14 protein-coding genes are annotated in these 22,126 nt (G+C 72.9%); 8 read left to right on the forward strand and 6 right to left on the reverse strand.

Translation table 11 applies throughout. The annotated features are described in order from the left end of the window. Positions 1–11: 11 nt before the first annotated feature. From WMF28_RS05425 to WMF28_RS05440, 4 genes are all read right to left on the reverse strand, one after another. On the reverse strand, positions 12–1,676 hold the full coding sequence (locus tag WMF28_RS05425; RefSeq protein ID WP_437600996.1) for a hypothetical protein: 1,665 nt from the start codon (positions 1,674–1,676) through the stop codon (positions 12–14). Between the two features lie 34 nt (positions 1,677–1,710). After that, positions 1,711–5,865 carry a PAAR-like domain-containing protein gene (locus tag WMF28_RS05430; protein WP_437600997.1) on the reverse strand — a complete coding sequence of 1,385 codons (4,155 nt, stop codon included), beginning with the start codon at positions 5,863–5,865 and terminating at the stop codon, positions 1,711–1,713. A gap of 148 nt (positions 5,866–6,013) precedes the next feature. Next, positions 6,014–7,399, reverse strand: coding sequence for a DUF1552 domain-containing protein (locus WMF28_RS05435; protein WP_437600998.1), 1,386 nt, complete (start codon positions 7,397–7,399; stop codon positions 6,014–6,016). Beyond that, the gene (locus WMF28_RS05440; RefSeq protein ID WP_437600999.1) at positions 7,399–9,105 is read right to left on the reverse strand and encodes a DUF1592 domain-containing protein; all 1,707 of its coding nucleotides are present in this window, start codon (positions 9,103–9,105) and stop codon (positions 7,399–7,401) included. Before WMF28_RS05440 ends, WMF28_RS05435 begins: the two co-directional genes overlap by 1 nt. Positions 9,106–9,415: 310 nt before the next feature. On the opposite strand from WMF28_RS05440, the gene WMF28_RS05445 reads away from it, so the two are divergent. The 5 genes from WMF28_RS05445 to WMF28_RS05465 all read left to right on the forward strand — a co-directional run bounded on the left by WMF28_RS05445 (position 9,416) and on the right by WMF28_RS05465 (position 15,912). Beyond that, positions 9,416–10,327, forward strand: coding sequence for a hypothetical protein (locus WMF28_RS05445; protein ID WP_437601000.1), 912 nt, complete (start codon positions 9,416–9,418; stop codon positions 10,325–10,327). Position 10,328: 1 nt separating this feature from the next. Beyond that, complete coding sequence (locus WMF28_RS05450; protein ID WP_437601002.1) at positions 10,329–12,329, forward strand: SBBP repeat-containing protein; 2,001 nt, start codon at positions 10,329–10,331, stop codon at positions 12,327–12,329. A 268-nt stretch (positions 12,330–12,597) separates the two neighbouring features. Continuing rightward, positions 12,598–13,896: a glycosyltransferase family 4 protein gene (locus WMF28_RS05455; protein WP_437601003.1), complete on the forward strand. Its 1,299-nt coding sequence runs from the start codon at positions 12,598–12,600 to the stop codon at positions 13,894–13,896. Positions 13,897–14,114: 218 nt separating this feature from the next. After that, positions 14,115–15,062, forward strand: a complete 948-nt coding sequence (locus WMF28_RS05460) for a sulfotransferase domain-containing protein (protein WP_437601004.1) — start codon at positions 14,115–14,117, stop codon at positions 15,060–15,062. 85 nt (positions 15,063–15,147) lie between these two features. Further along, positions 15,148–15,912 carry a sulfite exporter TauE/SafE family protein gene (locus WMF28_RS05465; protein WP_437601005.1) on the forward strand — a complete coding sequence of 255 codons (765 nt, stop codon included), beginning with the start codon at positions 15,148–15,150 and terminating at the stop codon, positions 15,910–15,912. A 102-nt stretch (positions 15,913–16,014) separates the two neighbouring features. Here the strand turns inward: WMF28_RS05465 and sat are convergent, their stop codons facing one another. Continuing rightward, on the reverse strand, positions 16,015–17,790 hold the full coding sequence (gene sat, locus WMF28_RS05470; protein ID WP_437601006.1) for a sulfate adenylyltransferase: 1,776 nt from the start codon (positions 17,788–17,790) through the stop codon (positions 16,015–16,017). A gap of 249 nt (positions 17,791–18,039) precedes the next feature. Beyond that, a complete protein-coding gene (locus WMF28_RS05475; protein WP_437601007.1) occupies positions 18,040–19,548 on the reverse strand; it encodes a serine/threonine-protein kinase in 1,509 nt (502 codons plus the stop codon). Between the two features lie 224 nt (positions 19,549–19,772). On the opposite strand from WMF28_RS05475, the gene WMF28_RS05480 reads away from it, so the two are divergent. From WMF28_RS05480 to WMF28_RS05490, 3 genes are read left to right on the forward strand one after another with little or no spacing between them, the layout of a single operon-like run. After that, positions 19,773–20,375: a DNA-3-methyladenine glycosylase I gene (locus WMF28_RS05480; protein ID WP_437601008.1), complete on the forward strand. Its 603-nt coding sequence runs from the start codon at positions 19,773–19,775 to the stop codon at positions 20,373–20,375. Then, positions 20,372–20,914: a cysteine hydrolase family protein gene (locus tag WMF28_RS05485; protein WP_437601009.1), complete on the forward strand. Its 543-nt coding sequence runs from the start codon at positions 20,372–20,374 to the stop codon at positions 20,912–20,914. Before WMF28_RS05480 ends, WMF28_RS05485 begins: the two co-directional genes overlap by 4 nt. Before the next feature lie 7 nt (positions 20,915–20,921). Then, a complete protein-coding gene (locus WMF28_RS05490; protein WP_437601010.1) occupies positions 20,922–21,923 on the forward strand; it encodes a glycosyltransferase family protein in 1,002 nt (333 codons plus the stop codon). Positions 21,924–22,126: the final 203 nt, after the last annotated feature.

Here is a 22,126-nt window from a genome sequence, read left to right on the forward strand (position 1 = left end):
CAGGGAAGCGCTCAGGGTCGCTCGGGTTGCTCGCCGCCGGCGCGCTCGATGCCGACGCGCAGCACGACCTCGCCGGCGTTCAGGTCGACGCCGAGCAGCGCGGCGTCGCCCGTGGCGAGCAGGAAGCGGAGCGCGCGCGGGGCGATCCGGAGCGGCGGCGACAGGCGCAGCGCGTCGCTCTCCTCCTCCACCCACGCGATCCGGCAGGCGTCGCCGGCGTCCAGCGCGAGCACGAGGTGAGACGCCGAGAAGGCGTGCAGCACGGCGCGCCCGGGCAGCGGGATCCGCCGGGGGGGCGCGCCCGCCTCGCCGCGGCGGACGATCGCGCGCCCGCCCGCCTCGAGGTGATCGCGCCCCACGGCCCGCGCCGAGGGCGGCGCGCCGAGCCCGAGGTGCGCGAGCGCCTCGAACGCCTCGCGCTCCTCGGGCGTGGGGCCGAGCGGCTCGCCCAGGGCCGGCGCCGCGGCCGGCGCGGACCAGGTCGCGGTGATGGCGCGCGCCGCGGCCGTCTGCTCGGGGGTCGCGGCGGGGTGCACGGCCACGACGTTCCCCCGCGCGTCGAGCTCCTGCACGCCGCCGCCCTTGCCCACGAGCAACCGGCTGCCCCGGACCGCAAGGACGGCGTCGCCAAGGAGCTTGCCGAGGACGGTGCGCGCGCCGCCTTCGAGGCGCACGATGTCCTGGAAATCCATCGCAATCACCGCGTCGCCGGCGGCCACCGGGCGGCGCAGGTGCAGCGTGCTCGAGGCGCCGACCAGCGCGGTGTGCTCCGGCGGGACGAACGGCGCCGGGAAGAGCCGCTCGCGGAGCAGATCCGCGTCCTCGCCGGACGCGAGTCGCCGTACCGCGTCGATGATCGCCTCGCGGAGCTTCCCGTCGAGCGGATCGAGCCGGGCGCGGGCGCCCGGGGGGAGCGGCCCGGCATCCAGGAAATCGCGCCCAGCGCCCGCGAGCGCCTGGTCGCTCGGCTGGGACTGGAGCGCGCGCTGGAGACCCTCGCCGCGGAAGCGGCCGAGCAGGAGCCGTGGGAGGAGCTCGTAATCGGGCCGGCGCGCGAACGGCCCCGACCCAGCCCCGTACCATTCCAGGAGCCCTCTGGCCTTGCGCATGTTCGCGCCGGCCCGATCGATCCACGCCGCCGCCTCCAGGATGTGCCAGGGGTCCAGGAGGCGATCTGCCGAGGCGCACCAGGGGCCCTTGAGGTTCGGCGGGATCGCCTTGCGCCATTCACGCCGCGCGCGCTCGCCCTCCTCGCTGCTCCAGCGCGTCACGTCCTCGAGCGGCTCCGGTACGCCGTGCGCGGCGAGCCACTCGAGCAACGCGCGCGGAACGCTCAGCTCGGCCCAGCCGCACCACTGCTTCCAGTCGAGCCCGCGCCAGTAGATCGAACGGTTCTCCGGGTAGAGGTCCACCCGGCCCACCGGCCCGCCCTCCGCCGCGAGCACGATCCCGAGTTGCGGCAGCCCGCGCGGCGCGCGGCCGAGCTCGTCGAAGTAAGGCTTGTCCTCACAGATCTCGAGCGCCGGTCCAAGGGCCTTCAGCGCCGTCCGGCCGAGCTCGGCGAAGACGCGGTCGCCGCCGTCGACAATCTTGCCCCGGACCGCCGCCGTCAACGCGCTCTGCAGGTCCTCGTTCCGCGGAGGGTGACCGTACGGGTACGGATTGATGAAGCGCACGGCAGATCCAGTAGCACTCGTCAGGCTCTTCGTGTCAGCGTCGGCGACGGCCACCTGCCGGCCTGGGGCGCGCCTGGACCCAGGAACCGCGGTGCACGTACGGTGTCGTCCCGCCGGTCCAGTCCGGCGCCATCATGCCAGGCCCCCACGGGTGGCCGCCTGGACCGGGCTCGGTGATTCCGCGATACGTGTCGTCCGGGATTCGGGAGCGCGCGCCGTGCGTGATGGCGCGGGTCTCCGAGGCGACCTCCCTCGCCACGCTCGACCCCCCGCCCTGCGCCGGGGTCAAGCTGTTGCACGCATAGATATCGACGCGCCGCCTTCGCCCTCGCTTCTGGCCGCGGAATCCCGCCGACGTGAGCTGCTGCCCGAGCTGGCGGCCGTCGATGTATCCATTGCCCCACTCCACCAGGTTGGGCGCGCCGTGCGTCGATACGATGACGTGATCCTCTCGCGCCAGGCTGCCCGGCGTGAGCTGATCGTACCGGAGCACGCGAGCGCCAGGGTTCTGCGCCTGGATCATGGCGACATGCTGCTGGATGGTCGCGTCGTGCGGCGCGCCCACGACGATCGTCGTGAGCCCGGAAGGATCGATGAAGATCGTGACGTTCGGAACGAACCCGATCTCCTGCAGCGAGCCCAGCAGGCCGATCGGGTCGGGGGTCAGGAAGACGTGCGTCGTCGGGTCGTAAAAGCGGTGGCGGTTGTAGTGCAGACCGGTCACCGCGTCGGCGCGCTGCCCGGCGAAGCGGAGCGCGCCCGGATCGCCCGCCGCGCGCGCGACGCGGCCGAAGGCGCCGAGATCGATCTCCGACGCGCGCCCGTCGCGGTGCAGGTAGAGCCAGGGCGTGGAGGCCGCGTCGGTCACGACCATCCGCCAGTCCTTGCCGTCGCGCGCCTCGAGGAGCGGCGTGAAGCCGTCGTCGTCGAAGACGCGCTGGATCGACGGCCCCCTCGTCGGGCGCTCCTCGACGAGGCTCTCGCCGTCCCAGCCGAACCAGGTGCTCTCGCCGTTGCCGTGCGCCTGCGCGACGCAGCGGCCGAGGGGGTCGTACAGGTAACGGACGGCGAGGCCGTCGCCGCGGACCGCCGCGACGAGGCGGTCGCGCTCGTCGTACGTGTAGCGCCAGGTTTGCAGCGGCCCCTGGCCGACGCGGGCCGCGAGGCGGCCGCGGGCGTCCCACTGGATCTCGGCGCTGCCCGCGCGCAGGGGGCGGCCGTCCCCGCCGATCGACCATGTGGGGCCGCGCGACGGGATCGGCGTTCCCTGGGGCGCGTACGTGAACTGCTCGTCGGCGCCGAGGCCGTGGAGGCGGAGCGGCCTGCCCTCGACGTCGAGGTCGTACTGGCGCGCGCCGCGCTCGCTGTCCGTGATCGCCGCGACCGGGCCCACCCGGCTCCACGTCCACGCGCGCGCCCGGACCGGCTCTCCCCGCTCATCCAGGATGGCGACGCTCTCCGGCAGGCCCTGGACGTCGCGCGACCAGACGAGCGCGCGCGTCCCGTCGAGCCGCCTTCGCCGCGACTCGCCGCGCGCGTCCCGCGTGAAGGCGAGCCCGTCCGCCTCGGTGGCGGCGACCTCGAGCGACGCCGGCGCGCCATCTTCCTCGCGCCGGCGCACCTCGACGGACCACCCCGTCGCATAACGACGGTCGAGCACGCGGCCCGCGTCGTCGAAGCGGCGGGAGACGGCGAACGCGAACCCGGCTGCCTCCTGGACCTCCCGGACGACCCGGCCGTCGTCGTCGCGCTCGAACGTGATCATCACCTCCGCGTTCCGCGCGCGCGTGAGGTGGCCGAGCGCGTCGTACTGGAGCTCTTCCACGAGCCCGCCCGAGGTCTCGAGCCGCGTGACGCGCCCGGCCCCGTCGCGCTCGTAGCGCACCCATGCATCGTCGGCATGGGTCGTCCGGGCGAGGTGGTTCGAGCCGTCGTACTCGTAGGTCGTGGTGACGCCGCCGAACGAGGTCTCGCGGGAGAGGTTGCCGCTGCCGTCGTACTCGCGTGCATGGCGCTCGCCCGCGGCGTTCTCGATCCAGCGGAGCCGGAGCAGAGCATCGTAGCCGAGCCGGAATCGCCTGCCGTCCGGGCGCACCACCTCCACGAGCGCGCCGGCGACATAGCGGTACCTCGTGATCCCGCTCGCGTCGGAGCGCGCGGTGACGCGGCGGCTGGCATCGATCTCCAGCTCCAGGACGTTGCCGTTCGGCTCCTCCAGGCGCACCAGCGCGAAGCGCGAGTCGTACGCGAATCGATAGACTCCGCCCTTCGGGGTGCGCGCCTCGACGGGGCACCCGAACAGATCGAAGACGTACTCGTGGACGTCGCCGGCCGGCGTCTCGACCCGCTGCGGGTTGCCGTGCGCGTCGTAGTCGTACGTGAGCTCGGCGCCGTCCGGCCCGGTGGACGCCCGCACGAGGCCGTGCTCGTCCCACTCGAGGGCGTGCTCGCGGCCGCGCCAGTCGACGCTCCCGGTCGGGGTGCCCCTCCGGTACGTGGTGCGGGTCTTCTTCCCGTCGGGCCGCGTGCGGACGATGGCCTGCGCCTCCTCGTCGACCGCGTCTCGCCAGGTCGCGCCGTCGGGCTCGGTGACGCTCGCGAGGTGCCCCGCGGCGCTGTACGACCACCGCGTGGTCCGCCCGCCGCCGTCACGCATCGAGAGCAGCCTGCCGACCGTGTCGTACGTGTACGTGCGCGCGTGGCCGCGCGGATCGACATAGGCGGTCACGAGGCCGAGCGCGTTGCCCGTGTACGTGTGGGTCGCGCCCCCGCCGTCGATCACCACGGTCCTGCCCCGGGCGGAGTCGTACGACAGCCGGGCGTGGTGGATGCCCCGGGCGCCCGGGAGGCGGGGCGCGCCGAGCTCCGCGAGCACGTCGCGGCCGGCGATCTCGCCCCACGTCTCGACGCACCGTTTGACGCCGTCGATCGCCTCGTACCTGAAGTGGAAGGCGAGCCCGTCGGGCAAGATCTCCCGGATCAGGTAGTGCTCCTCGTCGTATTCGTACCGGATCTCGGCGCCGCCCCCGTCGATGACCCGCACGAGATCGCCCGCGCCGTCGAGCTCGTAGGTCACCGCGCGGCGGGTGTGCGGGGTGCCCTGCTCGTCGGTCGCGGTCACCTCCCACCAGGCGAAGAGCCCCTGGCGCTCGAGCCGGGCGCGCCGCCCGACGGCATCGACGATGCCCGTGAGCTCGTCGCCTCGCCATTCCATGGTGGCCTTGTTGCCGAACGCGTCGCGGATCTCGGCGAGCGCGAAGCGCTCCTCCGGGGCGGCGCGGCGCAGCACCCGCACGAGCCCGTCGTCCTCCTCCACGAGGAGATCCTCTCCGATGACGGCGACGCGGACCCCGAACGGCAGGAGCAGGACGTGATCCTGCGCGGGCCAGGAGAGCGCCTGGGTACGACCGCCCGGCGCGGTGAGCTCGAGCTCATCGCCGCGGCGCCGGGCGCTCCAGGCGAGATCGTGCGACCACCCCCACCCCATGCCGCAGCGGTGCCGCACCGCCGCGGTCGAGTAGCTTCGCTCCAGGGTCACGACCAGGGGCCCCGGCAGCTCGAGGTCCGCGACAGGGTTCGTGTACATGGCCCCCGTCACGACGTCGACCGGGTGCCCCGCGGAGGCCTGGCCGTCCGCCGCCGGCGGCGCGGGTGGGCTCGGCGGGCCCGCGCCCTGGCCGCTGCCCCCGCCGCCGCCGCCGCCGTTGCTCGGGCCCTGGGGGCCGCCGCCGCCCGGACCGCCGGCGCTGCCCCCGCCGCCGCCGCCGCCCCCGCCGCCGCCCGCGGCGTTGCTCGCGCTCGCCCCGGCGCCGACGGTGATGCTCTTGTTCATCTGGCCCATGCTGCCCGTGATGCCGGCCATGCCGAGCTCGATGAGGACGTTGGGCGCGCCCAGCCAGGGAAAGCACGGCCCCCCCGTGTTGAGGCTGACGACCTCTCTGAGCGTGCCTGACTCGTTGCCGTGACAGGCCTTCATGCAGCCGCCGACCGTGAGGATCTTCGCCCCTTCGATCTTGGTCCGCATGCACGGATCGATGATCCCCTCGGCCACGGAGCCCACCGTCGGGTACGGGATCGGCAGCGGGCTCGGCGCCGCAGGCGTCAGGCACACGCTGACGGCCATGCCGGTCATCTGGTGACCCGACTTCTCCGTGATCGTGTCCATGTGAAGGGCGGTGACCTTGGCCATGGCGCTCTCGAGCGTCGCACGAGGGGTGCACCGGCCACAACTCGGATGTCGGCGCCACGCGCGCGCGGGCCCGATGCGAGGCGGGTACGCCCGCGGTATCTCTCGCTCCGGCGGTCAGGCGCTCCGGCGCGACATCACACTCGGCTCCTCAGCTGGTCAGCCCCGTCAGGGGCCCGGTGCAATACTTCGGGTCGCCGAACGACTCCGTATCGACGCCCATCGCCTGGAGCAGCGAGACGAGCAGGTTGTTGTGCCCGACCTGCTTCGTCTGCGAGACGAAGCGGCCTGTCTTGAAATGGCCACCTGCGTCTCCGGCGAGCACATAAGGGATGTTCTGGCGCAGGTGATTGCCGTCGGCGTGCTCGTTCGTCCAGAAGATCACCGTGTTGTCGAAGACCGAGCCGTCTCCTTCCGGCATGCTCTTCAGCTTCGCGATCAGGTAAGCGAGCTGATCGGCGTAGAAGCGGCTGATCTTCGTGAGGCGCTGGCGGTTTGCCGGGTCGGCGTAGCCGTTGTGCGCCATCGGGTGGTGGCCCTCGGTGATGTCGGGGCCGAGGAAGCTCAGCACCTTGGTCGTCGCGGAGTTCGTGAACTGGAGGCTCGCGACCCGCGTCAGATCGCAGGCGAGGGCCATGGCCATGAGATCCAGCTGGAGCCTCGTGAGCTCGGGCATGCTGGCGACCTTGTCCGGGTTGATGTCCGGCGTCAGCACCGGCTCCGCGCAGGCCGCGGAGGTCGGCGCCACGCCGCGGTCGAGGCGCGACGCGATGTCCTCCACCGACGCGAGGTGCCCCGCGAGCTTCTCCTGATCCGCGGCGCCGAGTCGCCGCTGCAGCCGCTTGTAGTCGGCCGCCACCTTGTCGAGCACCGCCCTGCGCTGATCGGTCTTCTTCGTCGCCGCCTCGGGCGTGATGGACAGGTCGGAGAAGAGGCGGTCGAACGCGGCATAGGGGCTGTTCTCCGGCGGCAGCGGCTGCGCCGGGCCCCGGTAGGCGATGCGCGCGCCCACGTTCGCCCCGTACACGAGCACGCCGAGCTCCAGCGACAGGAACTTGGTCCTCGTGCCGATGTGGTTCGCGATCTCCTGGTCGACCGAGATGCCGTCGGCCCAGCCGCACGACAGCCCGGCGTCGCCGGGGAAGTCGCCCTCCTGCATCGCGCGCGCGGTCAGGCACTGCCCCGTGCCCTTCTGGTGCGCGTCGCCCGGCCCCACCAGCGCCGACAGCGCGCTCACGTTGCCGAGGACCAGCAGATCCTCGTTGTGGTCCTTGAGCGGCGCCAGGATGGGCGACAGCTCCTCGCCGTTCTGGAGCTGCGTCGACGACGGCCAGAAGTCCGGCGGAACGGTGCCGTTCGGCGTGTAGATGACGACGAAGCGCTTCGGGAACTCGGCCCCGAGCGCGGCCCGCCCGGTCTGCTCCGACGCCGGGGCGAGCCGCTTCGAGCAGCCCATCACCTCGAGGAACGGCAGCGCGAGCGCCGCGCCGCCGAGGCCCCGGAGCGCGGCGCGGCGGCTGAGTCGGAACGGCTTCATCACGGCTCTCCTTCTGCGGCGCCTGCTGTGGCGCCTGCTGCGTCGATCAAGCGCCGGTAGCGGAACGCGTCGGTCTGGGTGAGCGCCACGAGCAGCGCCCGGATGTTGTACCCGGACGCCTCGAACGCCTGCGTCGCCTGCGCGAGGCTGCAGCTGTCCTCGCTCTGCTCGGCGCGGCCGTAGCCGAAGCGGAACCACTGCTTGACCACGCACGCGCGCACCTGCTCGCTCTGCGCGAGCCGGTGCGCGAGCTCGACCGCCCCGTCGAACGGGCCGTCGATGTCGGTCTGCGTGAGCTCGCCGCTCGCGTCGACGGGGATGCCGTTCTCGGCGTCGCGCCAGCGGCCGAGCGCGTCGTAGTGCTCGAAGCCGAACCCGATCGGGTCGAGCAGCGTGTGGCAGCTCCTGCACCCCGGATCCGAGACGTGCTCGGAGAACTGCTCGCGGGTCGTCTTCGTCGGGTCGACCATGGGCGGCTCCGGGACCACGTCCGGCGGCGGCGGCGGGATCTGGCAGAGCAGGCTCTGGCGCACGAACCGGCCGCGGTGGACCGGCGACGACCGGTTCGGCTTCGCGTACAGCGAGAGCAGCCCGGCCTGCGTCACGAAGCCGGCGCGCTGCGACGGATCGAGCTCGACCCGCTCGAACGCGTCGCCCTTCGGGCCGCCTTCGACGCCGTAAAACTCGGCGAGCTCCCGGTTCATCATCGAGTAAGGCGCCGTGAACAGCGCGCTCACGCTCGCGTCCTGCTCGAAGATCGCGTGGTCCAGGAACGCCTCGGTCTCGGCCTGGAAGAGCGGCAGGAGCTCGTCGCGGTACTCGGGGTAGAGCTCCGGGTCCTTCCCGCCCGCGGCGATCTCGTCGATCTTCGCGAGCCCGAGCCACTGGCGATGGAAGCCCTTCACGGCCTCGCGCGCCCGCGGGTCCTCCAGCATGCGCCGCGCCTGCGCCTCGATCTCCGCCGCGGTGCCGAGCGCCCCCCGCTCGGCGGCCGCGAAGAGCGCCTCGTCGGGCATCGTGCCCCAGAGCAGGTACGAGAGCCGCGAGGCGACCTCGTGGGACGTGAGCGGCGCGACGTCGCCCTCCACCGGATCCGGCATGCCGAGCTCGACGCGGTAGAGGAAGTGCGGCGACTGGAGCATCGCCTGGAGGAGGAGCGCGAGGCCGGTCGACGCGTCGTCGGGCGTGTCCCCGAGGGCGATCCCGCGCCGGAAGAGCGCCACGAAATCGGCGATCTCGTCCTCGGCGAGGGGCCGGCGGAACGCCCGCTTGCCGAACGACGCGACGAGCGCCGCGATCTCGCCGCGGCACGCCTCGCCGCCCGCGGCCTCCCGGCACGTGGGCGCCTCGCCGAGCAGCTTGCCCGCCGCGCGCGCCGCGATGCCCTCGGCCGCGGCCATGTACTGCTCGGCGAGCAGCGGGCTCACCACGAGCGCCGCCGCCTGGTTGTTGAAGCCGAGCGACTCCTCTTCAGGCACGAAGCCCCGCGCAGGGCGGCTGTCGTCGCCGAGGAGATCGGAGATCGTGTTGTCGTACTCCACGCGTGTCATCCGGCGGAGCGGGGACTCGCCGGGCTCGATCGCGGTGCACAGCGGGGCCGTCGCCTCGCCGTCCTCGTCGTTCCCGGGCAGATCGCCGAACTGCCCTGTGCAGGAGGCGAGGAGGAGCAGGCCGATGGGCCAGCGGAGACTTCGTGGTTCAGCCATGATGCCTCGTCAGCGAGCGCAAGCAGGGTCCGGGGGCGGGATCGCGCGCCGCCGTGCAGCGCGCGCGGCGCGCGCCCTCTCGCCATCCGCCTGGGAGCGTATTGCAATCGTCTGCTCCGGGATAGGAGCCGCGCGAGGAGAGGGCGAATCAAGTGGGAGCACGGGGCCGATGCGATCCTCCCCTGCGCGCTCGCCTTACCGCGGACGCCGCCTGCCGCGCACACCCCGGATGACCGCGGGGGGCCATCGACTCGGTCTTTCGAAAGCGGCGCTCGACCCGCGACGTGCGGAGCGACTATGCTCGCGCGCAATGCAAAGGCGAACGCTCGCCTGTCCTGTGTTCTCTGTGGTATCGCGGCGCCGCGCGCGCCGCTCCCGGGCGGCCGCGCTGCTCGGCGCGGCGCTCGCCGCGCTCGCCGCGTCCTCTTCCGCGCTCGCCGCCGAGGGCGCGCCGGCGCTCCGCCCCGAGGCCGCGGAGCGCGATGGCGGGGACGACCCACCCGCCGTGGGAACCGAGCTCTTCAGCGCGGGGTTCGATCTCGAGATCGCGGGTCGTACGCTGTCGTATAGCGACCTGCTCTCCGGGAACCTCCGCACCTACGAGGTGCTCGGCGTGCCCATGCCGTCCCTCCGGGCCGAGCTGTACCCGCTCGCGCGCAGCGCCTTGCCGGTGCTCCGCGACCTCGGGATCGCGCTCTCGTACGCCCGCGCCATCGGCCTCGACTCGGAGGGCGCCGCGGGAGCGGGCGTATCGACCTCCTGGAGCCGGCTCCACGCCGGCCTCAGGGGCCGTTACCGCCCGGCTGGGCGCACCGGGCCGGTCCTCTTCGCCGGCGGCGGGCTCTGCTGGACCGACTTTGATGTCGAGTTGACGGGCGACCCGTCGCGCGACGCCGCGTCGGTGTCTTACCTCGCGCTGCGCCTGGGCGTGGACGGGCGCTTTCCTGTCGGCCCTGTCGCGCTGGAGGCGGGCGGAGGCTACCAGGCGCCGCTCTCGATGGGGGCGCTCGCGTCGCATTTCCGCGAGCCGAGCGCCGGCGGCGTCGACCTCCGCGTCGCGGTCGCCGTCCCGTTCGCGCCGGGGCTCGAGGCGCGCGCCGGAGCGTCGTATACGCGCTTCTTCTATGACTTCGACTCCGAGCCTGGGGACCCGTACATCGCCGGTGGAGCGCTCGATCAGCTCTTCGGCGCGCACCTGGGGGTGGCTTACCATGGGTACTGAGGTGCGCGGATCGCGCGCGGCGCGCGGCGTGTCCGGCCTCCGTCGCGGCTTCTGGACGGCGGCCGCGCTCGCCGCGCCGGCCTTGCCGCTGCTCGCGGGGTGTCCCGGGACGATCGACGACAGGCAGCGGTTCAACGGGCCCGACGACCGCCCGCCGTCCGATTGCGCCGACGTGCCGTCGGTGTTCGCCGAGCGCTGCGGCGGCGCGAGCTGCCACGGGCCGGGCGAGCCCGCGGCCGCCCTCGACCTCGTCACGCTCGGCGTCGGCGCCCGCGTCGCCGGGCGCCCGGCCCAGAGCTGCGCGGGGGTGCTCGCCGACCCCGACCGGCCGGAGGAGAGCGTGCTCTACGTGAAGCTCACCGACGCGCCCTCGTGCGGCGCGCGCATGCCGCTCGGCGCCGCCCCGTACTCGTCCGGGGAGCTCGCGTGCGTGGCCGCGTGGATCGCGGAGCTCGCGCCGGCCACGTGCAGCGGCCCCGACTGCGGCTGTCCCGGGTGCGTGTGCGCGCCCGGCGCGCAGGAGGCGTGCTACACGGGCCCCGAGGCGACGCGCGGCGTCGGGCGCTGCGCGGCCGGCACGCGCGCCTGCAACGCCGAGGGCACGTCGTGGGGCCCGTGCACGGGCGAGGTCCTGCCCGCGTTCGACGCGTGCGACACGCCCGACGACGAGGACTGCGACGGCGTCGTGCCCGCCTGCGAGGAGGTGTGGAGCCGCGGCTTCGGCGACGCGAACGGCCAGTACGCCCGCTCCGTCGCCGTCGACGCCGACGGGAACGTGATCGTGGCCGGCCAGCTGGAGGGGACCGTCGACTTCGGCGGCGGCCCGCTCACGGCCACGGGCGCCGACGCCTTCGTGGCGAAGTTCGACAGGTTCGGCACGCACCTCTGGAGCAAGCGCTTCGCGGGCGACGGCAACCAGTTCGCGATGGCGCTCGCGGTCGACCCGGTCGGCGACGTCCTCGTGGCGGGCCGCGCGTTCGGCAGCGTCAATTTCGGCGGCGGCGTGCTCGTGTCGCACGGCCGTGAGGACGTGTTCGTCGCCAAGCTCGACGCTTCCGGCGAGCACGTCTGGAGCAGGCTCTTCGGCGGATCCGGCGCGGATCGCTGCGATCGCATCGCCGTCGACCCGGCGGGCAACGTCCTCGTGGCCGGCGGCTTCCACGACGCCGTCGATTTCGGCGGCGGCGTGCTCACGAGCGCGGGCCTGCGCGACGCCTTCGTGCTGCGGCTCGCCTCGGAGGACGGCCGCACGCTCCTCGCCGTGCGCGCCGGCGACAAGGGCGACGACCTCGCCCACGGGGTCGCGGCCGACGCTGCCGGCAACCTGCTCGTCGCGGGGCATTTCTCCGGATCCATCGACCTCGGCGGCGCGCCGCTCGCGAGCGCGGGGCTCACCGACGTCTTCCTGGCCAAGCTCTCCCCCTCGGGCGACCCCGTCTGGAGCGCCCGGTTCGGCGGCGCCGGGGCCGACGAGGCCCACGACCTCGCGGTGCACGAGGCGACGGGCGACGTGGTGCTCACGGGCACGTTCGCGTCGACCATCGACTTCGGCGCCGGCCCCCTGACGAGCGCCGGCGGGCAGGACCTGTTCGTCGCCCGGCTCTCGGGCGCCGGCGCGCACGTCCTGAGCCGGCGCTTCGGCGACGCGGAGGACCAGCTGTTCACCGACTTCGAGACGGGCGCGCGCGCGAGCGCCGCGGTGGACGCCGCCGGCAACCTCGTGCTCGCGGGGCCGCTCTTCGGCGCGGCGGATTTCGGCGGCGGGCTGCTGACGAGCCGCGGCAAGACCGATGTCTACCTGGTCAAGCTCGGCCCCTCGGGCGATCACCTGTTCAGCGCGTTGTTCGGCGACGCCCAGACGCAGGTCGCCCTGGACGTCACAGCGGGCTCGGGAACGAGCGTGCTGCTCGCCGGCCGCTTCTACGGCGGCATCAACTTCGGCCAAGGGACGCTCTCGGGCGCGGGCCAGGGAGATGCGTTCCTGGCGAAGCTTTCTCTGTAGCTCCCCATTGTAAATGTACAGACGCGCTGTCCACTGAGCTGTTCACCGAGGCGGCCCCATCCGTGTGCCAATTTGCCTCGCCTGGGGCAGGGTGGATGTTCGCTTGTTGCCGGCGCGGGTCCGCTGCTTTCATTCCGGCCTCGTTTCCAGCCTCTCCGTGGCGGCATGTTCTCTGCTCAACGTGGCTCGACCGCGCGGCGAGGCCGCGCACCCCCATTCACCGGAGGACTCCTGTCGCGCCGGTAGGCGAGCCCGAAGGAGCAGAGGTATGCGCATCCTGCTTATCACAAAGATCTTCCCGAACGCGATGAACCCGGGCCAGGCGCCGTTCAACCGGCGGCAGTTCGCCGCGCTGTCGCGCCATTGCGACATCGACGTCTTCGCGACCATCCCCTGGTTTCCGGGGGCCTCGCGGTTCTCCAAGTGGTCAATCGCGGACGAGGCGCCTCGCGAGGAGGTGATCGAGGGATTGCCTGTGCGTCACCCGCGGTTCCTGTATCTGCCCAAGGTCGCGCCGTATCTCAATGGCCCCCTCTATGCCGCCTCGATGCTCCTGGAGCTCGCGCGGAGCCATCCGGCGCCGGACGTCATCGTCGGCTCGTTCGCGTATCCGGACGGCTTCGCCGCGGTGTGCCTGGCGGAGCTGCTCGGCGTCCCGGCGGTCGTCAAGGTGCACGGCTCGGACATCGACGTGCTCTCCCGGCAGCCGGCGGTGAGGCCAGCGCTGGCGTGGGGGCTCCGGCGCGCCACGCGCGTCGTCGCCGTGAGCCAGCAGCTCGCGGAGGGGGTCCACGCCCTCGGCGTGCCGCGCGACCGCATCGATGTCGTCATGAACGGCGTCGATCGCGCCATGTTCCGGCCGCGGGACCGGGGCGAGGCCCGCGCCGCCCTGGGCCGCTCCGCGGAGCGCCGGACGCTGCTCTACGTCGGCCACCTGCTCCGCGACAAGGGGGCGCTCGACGCGATCGCCGCCTTCGAGCGGATCGCCGCGGCGCACCCGGACATCGACCTCGTGATGGTCGGGAGCGGCGCCGACGAGCAGGCTTGCCGCGCGGCGGCGGAGCGGCTCGGCAGCCGCGTCCTCTTGACGGGTCGCCTGCCGCACGACCAGGTGGCGCGCTGGGTCGCCGCCTGCGATGCGCTCGTCCTGCCGAGCCATCATGAGGGCACGCCCAACGTCGTGATCGAGTCGCTCGCGTCCGGCCGCCGCGTCGTCGCGACGCGGGTCGGGGGCATCCCCGACGTGCTGAGCTGCCCCGAGCTCGGCGAGCTCGTCTCGCCCGGTGATCTGCATGCGCTGTCTCAGGCCCTGGTGCGCGCGGCGTACGCGCCGTACGAGCCCGAGCGGATCGTGGCGCTCGCCGGGTGCAAGGGGTGGGACGAGAGCGCCCGCGCCTTTTACAACTCGATCCTGGCGGCGCGGGGCGAGCGGCCGTTGCCGGCGCCGGCGATCGACAAGCGCCCTGTGCTCCAGCTGGATGGGCAGTCCACCTCATCGACGCGATGGCCGCCGCCGGCCTCGTGGCGCTTCCCGGACAGGGCGCAGCTCGAGGCGAGCCGGTCCTGAAGCACCTCGCGGCTCCGTATCTCGCCTCGGGCCGCCGAGGCCGCTCCGCCCTCGTCGGCGCGATCAGGTCGATGGGCAGCTGGGAGCACCCCTTCGTTTTCCTGCCGGGCACCCGATGCACTGGTCCGGTTCTTGGACGCCCTCAGCCGACAGCCGATGCTGGCGATCCGTTGCTCACATGAGCGAGCGGCCTGCGCCGAACCGGGAGCGAGGTAGCGATGAAGAACGAGCTGATCATGCCGACGCGCGTCGTCCGGGACTATCTCTCCAGCTCGCTGGTCTGGGGGGATTTCGTGGCTCAGGGCGGCTTCGTCTCCGGGGACATCGTCGTGGTGGACCCATTCAAGGCGGGCACCACGTGGACACAGCGTATCCTCCAGCAGATCCTCGACAACGGAGAGGAGCGGGAGCAGGGGCTGTCGGACACCTCCCCCTGGCTCGACTCCAGCTTCGGCGATCACGCCGCGATGCTGGCGGTGCTACAGCGGCAGCGCGAGCGCGGGCAGCGGCGGGTGATCAAGTCGCACCTGCCCGCGGACGCCGTGCCCATCGCCCCGCAGGCGCGCTACCTGTTCGTCGGCAGGAACGGCAAGGACCTCGGGATCAGCTTCCACAACTACCTGAAGCAGTTCTCTTCGGCGACCATGGCCACCATCAACCGCATCCACGCGGAGTGGTCCGGCGACCGGACGCCGCTCGTGATCCCCGAGAGCATGCGGGGGTTCTTCGATCGGTGGCTGGACACCGACGGGTACGGCTGTTGTAACCTGTTCGACGTGGTGAGGTCGTGGTGGGCGTTCAGGGGCGAGCCGAACGTGCTCCTCATCCATTACGGCCGGCTGAAGGAGGACCTCCGCGGCCAGATCGCGCGGATGGCGGAGTTCATCGGTGTCGAGCCGGCGCGGCTGCGGATGGATCGGATCGTGGAGCAGTGCTCCTTCGGCTACATGCGCAGCCGGGCCGAGCAGATGGCGCCGTTTGGCGGCGCGCATATGGTCGATCCCAAGGCGTTCTTCCACAAGGGTCCGACCCGCGACCACCGCTCCGAGCTCACCCCGGAGCAGATCGAGCGCTTCGATCGCATGGCCCTGAAGACGCTCGGGAAGGAGTGCGCCCGCTGGCTGGAGACCGGCGACGAGCGGGCCGGGATGGCGGCCGTCGCCTGACCCGGCGAGGTCTGTGGACATGGGCCGCGGGAGCGGCGAGCGCCGGCGGCGCCGGTAATGGACATCAGGGGCGAGGTGCAGCTACATGGCGGCAGCGTACCTGATCGCAACGCTCGGCGTGTGCATCGGCGTCACGGCTGGGCTCCTCGGGGCCGGCCCCTCGATCCTCACCGTGCTGCTCTTGACGCGCGTGGCCGGGCTCGAGCTCGACCGCGCCATCGCGACCTCGCTCCTCGTCGTCGCGCTGATGAGCGCCATCGCCGTCATCCCCTACGCCAGGGCGGGTGCCGTCGCCTGGCGCGCAGCGCTCGGCGTCGGTTTGGCCTCGATGACCGGCGCCTTCCTCGGCGGGCGCATCTCGGCGCTGATCCCGCAGGAGGTCCTGCTGATGATCTTCCTCCTCGCCACGGTGGTGGCGGCGGTGGCGATGCTCGGCAAGCGCCCTCCGCTGCCGCTGGACCCCGGCGGATCGCGCCCGCGCGGGCAGTCGATGGCGGTGCTGGCGACGGGGGGGCTCCTGGTCGGCGGCTTGACCGGCCTGGTCGGCCTCGGCGGCGGGTTCGCGATCGTTCCCCTCCTGGTCGTGGTTGTCCGCACCCCCATGCGCGCCGCGATCGGCACCTCAATCCTGGTGATAGCGATGAATACGCTGGCCGGTCTGGCGGGCCACCTCCCCCACCCGTCGATCGAATGGCGGATCGCCACCTACCTCGCCGTCGCCGAGTGCGCCGGGAGCGTGGCCGGCGCCCGGCTCTCCACGCGCGTCAGCGCGGAGGCGCTGCGCCGCGCGTTCGGCGGCATCATGCTCGCGGCAGCCGCGTTCATGCTCGGCCGGCTCGTGCTCCGCTAGGGCGGCGTGGCGGCGCTAGGGCGGCGTGCCGGCGCGCATGCAGCTCCGTGCCACGCTGGGTGTTCAGTTCCGTGGCAAGGGGCACGCACCGCGCCGGCAGCGTCATCCAGCGCGGGCGAGCGCTTGCCCCTGGGCCGCTTCCAGGAGGATTCGCGCCACCTCGGGGCGGCTGAACTCGGGCGGAGGCAGGTTCCCTGCCCGCAGCATCTCGCGCACCTGGGTCCCGGAGAGGGCGATGCGCGTCGCCGGACCCCCCGGCGCGGTCTTCTCGGTCGCCATCCCGCCGACGGTCGTCGACCAGAAGGCCTCCTCGAACCGGAGCGGCTCGACGCCGAGCTCGCTCGGGAGGAAGTCGTCGAACGCCCGCTGCGCGTCGTACGGGCCGTAAAACCGCCCGACGCCGGCGTGGTCGCGCCCGACGATGAAGTGGGAGCAGCCGTAGTTCTTGCGCACGATCGCGTGAAAGAGGGCCTCGCGCGGGCCTGCGTAGCGCATGGCGGCGGGGTAGAGCGCGAGGACGACCCGGTCCTCGGGGTAGTACCGCTCAAGCAGGACCTCGTAGCAGCGCATCCGGACGTCCGCCGGGACGTCGCCGGCCTTGGTCGCCCCGACGAGCGGGTGGAGCAGGAGCCCGTCCGTGATCTCGAGCGCGCACTTGGTGAGGTACTCGTGCGCCCGGTGGATCGGGTTGCGCGTCTGGAACCCCACCACCCTGCGCCAGCCTCGCGCCTCGAAGGCGGCCCTCGTCGCGGCCGGATCGCGCGGGTACTGCGGGAACAGGGGCACCACGGAACGATCGACCAGCCGGACCTCGCCGCCGAGGTACACGTCGCCCGACGATCTCAGGTACGAGACCCCCGGGTGGCTCGCGTCGGTCGTCCCGTAGACATGGCGCGCCTCGAGATCCTTGTCCGGTGCCCAGCGATCGCCGAGCTCGAGCACGCCGACGACGCGCCCGTCCGGCGACGCGAGCGCCACCTCGGCGCCGACGGAGAGGCCGGCGGCGGCCTCCCTCGACACCGCGAGCGTGATCGGGATCGACCAGACGGCGCCGCTCTCGAGCCGCCGGTCGCGGACCACGCGCAGGTAGTCCCGCTGGGTCATGAAGCCCTTGAGGGGGGAGTAGGCGCCGTTCCCGATGAGCTCCAGATCGCTCGCTCCCCGCGCGTCGAGGGCCACCCGGGGCAGGCCGGCCGCGCGCTCGCGGAGCTGCTGCGCGGCCTCGTCGCGGGCGATCCGATCGACGAGCTCGCCGCCGTGCGGCGGCACGAGGCCGCCGGCACGGGCCGGGGCGCCGCGTTCGCGGGTATCTCCGTCGCGCGTCGGCTCGGCGGGCCAGTCGCGCGGGCGGAGGTACCCGAGCACCTCGAGCCCGGCGATGATCTTGGCGAGGCTCTCGCGGGGCGACTCCCGATCGGTGTGCACGACCACCTCGGGGGACAGCGGCGGCTCGTACGGGTCATCGACGCCGGTGAACCCCTTGATCTCGCCGGCGAGGGCGCGCGCGTAGAGCCCCTTGGCGTCCCGGCGCGCGAGCACGTCGATCGGGCATTCGCAGTACACCTCGCAGAAGCGCCCGATCGCGCGCCGCTGCTCGTCGCGGATCGCGCGATAGGGGCTGATGGCCGCGGTGATCGCGCACCCGCCGGAGCGGGCCACGAGCTTGGCGACGAAGCCGATCCTCCGGATGTTCGTGTCCCGGTCCTCGCGCGAGAACCCGAGCCCCTTCGAGAGGTGCATCCGGACGACGTCGCCGTCGAGCGATTCGACGTGCACGCCCCGCTGCGATAGCTCGGCGGCCAGCATGGAAGCCAGCGTCGACTTGCCGGACCCGGAGAGCCCGGTGAACCACACGATGAATCCCTCGACCGAGGCCATGCGGTGCTTCCCTCCTGGCGCTCGATCCCGGCGCCGATGCCTCTCTGGCTCCAGAGCTCAAGCATGCGGCATGCCGCCCCTTCCGAGCGCGCGGGCCCACCGATGCGGCCGGCGTGCGAGAGGGGGAGTCCCCGTCGACACTCCAGGTCCTCCGCCGGTGCGACCCTCACGATATTTCCGCGAGCGGCGCCGCGGGGCGTGGGCAGGACCGGGGTGCCCGCGGGCGCGTGTGCAGCTCCGTGGCGCGCCTCACGCCACGGGCACGGCCTTCTCCGGCCGCAGGCGCAGGGTGGGGCCGGGATCCGGGGGCGGGGGCTCGCCGCGCGGCATCGCCGCGCGCGCTGCCCAGAAGCTCCTCGCGTCCTCCGGCGTCCAGGGCGGCGCCGGGGCGCATGCGTCGAGCGTGGTGAGCAGCTCGCGCGCGCTCTGGTAACGATCGCTGGGCCGCTTGGCGAGGCACCGCATCACCACCTCTTCCAGCTCCGACGACAGCGGCCACGGCGAGCGGAGCGACGGCGGGATCGGCGGCATCGTCAGGTGGGAGTAGACGAGCTTGCCGAAGCTCCGGCCCTCGAACGGGGCCACCCCCGTCAGCAGGTAATAGAGCGTGACCCCGAGCGAGTAGATGTCGCTGCGAGCGTCGACCGTGCCGGCCGAGATCATCTCCGGTGACATGTAGGTCGGCGTTCCCTTGATCACGCCGACGTCCGTCATGCTCGCGTCCCCTTGCAGGGTCACCTGCTTCGCGATCCCGAAGTCGAGCACCTTGAGCACGTCCTGCTCGTCGCCGACGCGCGTGATGTAGAGGTTGTGAGGCTTGATGTCGCGGTGGATGACGCCCGCGTCGTGCGCCTCCGCCAGCGAGAGGCAGGCCTGCCGCGCGAAGTGCACGACGCGCGAGGCGGGCATCGGGCCGTGATCGCGCACCAGGGTGGCCAGGTCGGCGCCGGCCAGGTGCTCCATCGCGATGTAGAAGATGCCGTCGCTGCTCGCCCCGAAATCGAAGATCCGGATCGTGTGCGGCGACGTGAGCCGGCTCGTCGCGCGCGCCTCGCGCTCGAAGCTGCGCACGTCGCTCTCGGATTTGCTCTCGCTGCGGAGCAGCTTCAGCGCCACGTCGCGGCGGAGCGACTCGTCCCAGGCGAGCCACACCTCGTTCTGCCCGCCCCGGCCGACCGGCGCCACGAGCCGGTAGCGGCCGAGCTTGCGGGCCTCGTAGACCTGCTGGCGCGCCGACCAGAGGCCGTGGCTCGCCGCCGACACGAGGATCGCGGTGGCGAACACGAAGATGTAGTTGCAGGCGAAGATCACGAGCGACCGCGGCGACGTCCACTGCGCCGCGAGCGCCGGGTCGAGGGACGCCCCGGCGCCCATGATGATCGGGAAGCTCAGCGCCACCGGGAGCGTCATCCGGAGCGAGCGCGTGAAGTGCGTGGGCAGGATCGTCGCGTCGACGAGCATCACGATCGAGAGCCCGTGCATGTAGTTCCAGGTGAGATCCCCGAGCTCCAGGGCCATCACCGAGATCAGCCCCGCCGTGCTCCAGACCGCGAACACGTGCGCCGCGTCGAGGAGCTCGGCCGAGGTCTGCTGGCGCCGGGCGAGGAGGTAGAGCCAGAGCAGGATGATCTCGCCGAACAGCCGGTAGAGCAGCAGCCGGGCGATGGAGGCGCTCGGAAACACCGCCAGCACGACGAACACGTCGAGCGCCGCGAACGTGGGCCAGGCCACGAGGGCCGTGGGGAGGCCCCGCGCCATCGCGCGGCGCTCCTCCGTCGAGGTGGCGCCGCGAGACCCCAGGGATCCCATCGGATGAGAGCTGCTCGAGGCGGTCATGGTGCGGCGCGGCCCAGGGTGCTGGCCCCATTGGAGCTCTGCGCTGGCGGGGAGTCAAAGCGCACGTCGCGCGGTCACGCGGGATGGCGCGGGATCTCGTGGGTCCGTGGGATCGCCCGGAGGGAGGGCTGCTACAGTGCCGCGCGATGCCGGAGCGATGCCCTTGGGTGACCGCGGATCCAGAGTACGCCGCCTATCACGACGAGCAGTGGGGCGTGCCGCTGCACGACGACCACGCCCTCTTCGAGATGCTGATCCTCGAGGGCGCGCAGGCGGGGCTCAGCTGGCTCACCGTGCTGCGCAAGCGGGCGGCATACCGCGAGGCGTTCGCGGGCTTCGACCCGGCCCGCGTGGCGCGCTTCACGCCCGCGCGCGTCGAGAAGCTCCTCGCGAACCCCGGCATCGTGCGCAACCGGCTCAAGGTCGCGTCGGCCGTCACCAACGCGCAGCGCTTCCTGGAGGTGCAGCGCGAGCACGGCAGCTTCGACGCGTACCTCTGGGGTTTCGTCGGCGGGGCGCCCGTTGTAAACGCGTTCCGCGCCCTCCCGGAGGTCCCCGCGAAGACGGCGATCTCGGATGCGCTCAGCAAGGATCTCGCGCGCCGCGGTTTCAAGTTCGTCGGCTCGACCATCTGCTATGCGCTCATGCAGGCGACCGGGATGGTCAACGACCACCTCGTGAGCTGCTTTCGGTACGAGCAGGTGAAGGAAATCGCCGGCGCCCGGGGGGCCAGAGGGAAACGGAAATGAAGCAGACGACCGCGCTCGTGATCATCGATGTGCAGAATGGCGTCCTCGACGGGGAGGCGCCCGTGCAGGGGGCGAGCGGGCTGCTCGCGCGCATCGGAGGGCTCCTCTCGCGCGCCCGCGCTCGCGGCGTGCCGGTGATCTTCGTGCAGGACGACGAGGTGGGGGAGGTGGGCTCCGCCGCGTGGGAGATCCACCCGTCGATCGCGCCGGCGGACGGCGAGGCGCGGGTCCGCAAGCTCGCCTGCGACGCGTTCTTCGAGACCGAGCTCGCCGGGCGCCTCGAGCGGCTCGGGGTCGAGCACCTCGTCGTCGCGGGCTGCAAGACGGAGTTCTGCGTGGACACGACCTGCCGGCGCGCGGTGACCCTCGGCTTCGGCGTGACGCTCGCCGCCGACGCGCACGGCACCTCGGACAGCCCGGCGCTCACGGCGGCGGCGATCGTCGCGCACCACAACCGGCTGCTGGACGGCTTCGGCGTCATGATGGACGGGCGCCCGCGCGAGATCCGCGCCGTGCCGAGCGCGCAGATCGAGCTCTGATCGGCCCGTGGCGAGGATCGGCTACTACGTCCACGGCCGCGGGCGCGGGCACGCGAGCCGCGCGCTCGCGATCGCGGGGGCCCTCCGCGAGCGCGGCCACGAGCTCAGGATCTACGGCGGCGGCCAGGCGGCGGATCTGCTCGGCGCCCTGCCGGAGCACCGCCTCGTCCGGCCCATCTACCCCGGCCTCGGGGGCGTGCTCGAGCTCCCGCGCCGCCTCGCCAAGGAGATCGTCGAGCAGGCGGGCTTCCGGCCCGACGCCATCCTGAGCGACGGGGACGTGCCCTCGCTGCTCGCCGCCCGCGCGCTCGGGATCCCCGCCGTCGCGCTCGGCCACGACCTCCTCTTCTCGCGCTGCCGCCTCCCCGAGGAGCTGCCGCGCCTGCGGAGGCTCGCGTGCCGCCGCACGACGTGGGCCGTCACCCGGCGGACCTACGCGGTCGCCGTCCACTTCCTGCCCGCCGAGCCGGCCGCGCCGCGCACGATCGTCGCGCGCCCGGCGCCGCGGCGGCCGCCCGCGGGCTCGGGGCAGGGGATCGCGCCCGGCGCGGTCGTCTGCTACTTCCGCGATCGCAACGCGCGCGCGGCGATCGAGCTCGTCGCGGCGGGCGGGCGGCGCGTCGTCGCGTTCGGCGACCCGGACCTGCGCGTGCCCGGCGTGCAGGCGATGCCGTTCGACAGCCGCGATTTCCTCGCCCACCTCGCCGCCGCCTCCGCCGTCGTGGCCTCGGCCGGGAGCAACCTGCTCGCCGAGTGCGTCCTCGCCGGCAAGCCCGTGCTGGCCCTCCACGCCGAGCACGATCACGAGCAGGCGCTCAACGCGAGCCTGGCCGCGCGCGCCGGGGTCGCCGTCGCGCGCTCGTTCGCGTCGCTCTCGTCGCGCTGCGTGGCGCGCTTCTTCGAGCGCGTCCGCGCAGGCGACTTCGCGCGCGTCGACCTCGCGGGCACGCTCCCGGATGCGCCATCGGCCGTGCTCGCCCTGCTTGATGAGGCGCGCAGAATCGCCTAGGTGCATCGTCGCGTTCGCACTTGCGCGACGACGACAGGTGTGAAATCGGCACAGGGTTTGCTAAACGTCCCCGCCGACCCGGACTTACGAGGGCGAGGAATGGCTGCTGTGGCCAGCATGCTGTGGCCAGCGGCAGGCTGCGCTCGCGGGCGCGGAACGACACGGCTGCCAGAGGCACGACATGAACGTCATATCGATCGTTG

The sequence above is a fragment of the Sorangium sp. So ce590 genome (assembly GCF_051521365.1).
Classification (GTDB): domain Bacteria; phylum Myxococcota_A; class Polyangia; order Polyangiales; family Polyangiaceae; genus Sorangium.

Bases quoted from the DNA above. Each gene is read 5' to 3' on its own strand.
- WMF28_RS05430 (WP_437600997.1), bottom strand. From the start codon at position 5,865: ATGGCCAAGGTCACCGCCCTTCACATGGACACGATCACGGAGAAGTCG.
- WMF28_RS05435 (WP_437600998.1), bottom strand. From the start codon at position 7,399: ATGAAGCCGTTCCGACTCAGCCGCCGCGCCGCGCTCCGGGGCCTCGGC.
- WMF28_RS05440 (WP_437600999.1), bottom strand. From the start codon at position 9,105: ATGGCTGAACCACGAAGTCTCCGCTGGCCCATCGGCCTGCTCCTCCTC.
- WMF28_RS05445 (WP_437601000.1), top strand. From the start codon at position 9,416: ATGCAAAGGCGAACGCTCGCCTGTCCTGTGTTCTCTGTGGTATCGCGG.
- WMF28_RS05455 (WP_437601003.1), top strand. From the start codon at position 12,598: ATGCGCATCCTGCTTATCACAAAGATCTTCCCGAACGCGATGAACCCG.
- WMF28_RS05460 (WP_437601004.1), top strand. From the start codon at position 14,115: ATGAAGAACGAGCTGATCATGCCGACGCGCGTCGTCCGGGACTATCTC.
- WMF28_RS05465 (WP_437601005.1), top strand. From the start codon at position 15,148: ATGGCGGCAGCGTACCTGATCGCAACGCTCGGCGTGTGCATCGGCGTC.
- sat (WP_437601006.1), bottom strand. From the start codon at position 17,790: ATGGCCTCGGTCGAGGGATTCATCGTGTGGTTCACCGGGCTCTCCGGG.
- WMF28_RS05475 (WP_437601007.1), bottom strand. From the start codon at position 19,548: ATGGCGCGGGGCCTCCCCACGGCCCTCGTGGCCTGGCCCACGTTCGCG.
- WMF28_RS05480 (WP_437601008.1), top strand. From the start codon at position 19,773: ATGCCGGAGCGATGCCCTTGGGTGACCGCGGATCCAGAGTACGCCGCC.
- WMF28_RS05485 (WP_437601009.1), top strand. From the start codon at position 20,372: ATGAAGCAGACGACCGCGCTCGTGATCATCGATGTGCAGAATGGCGTC.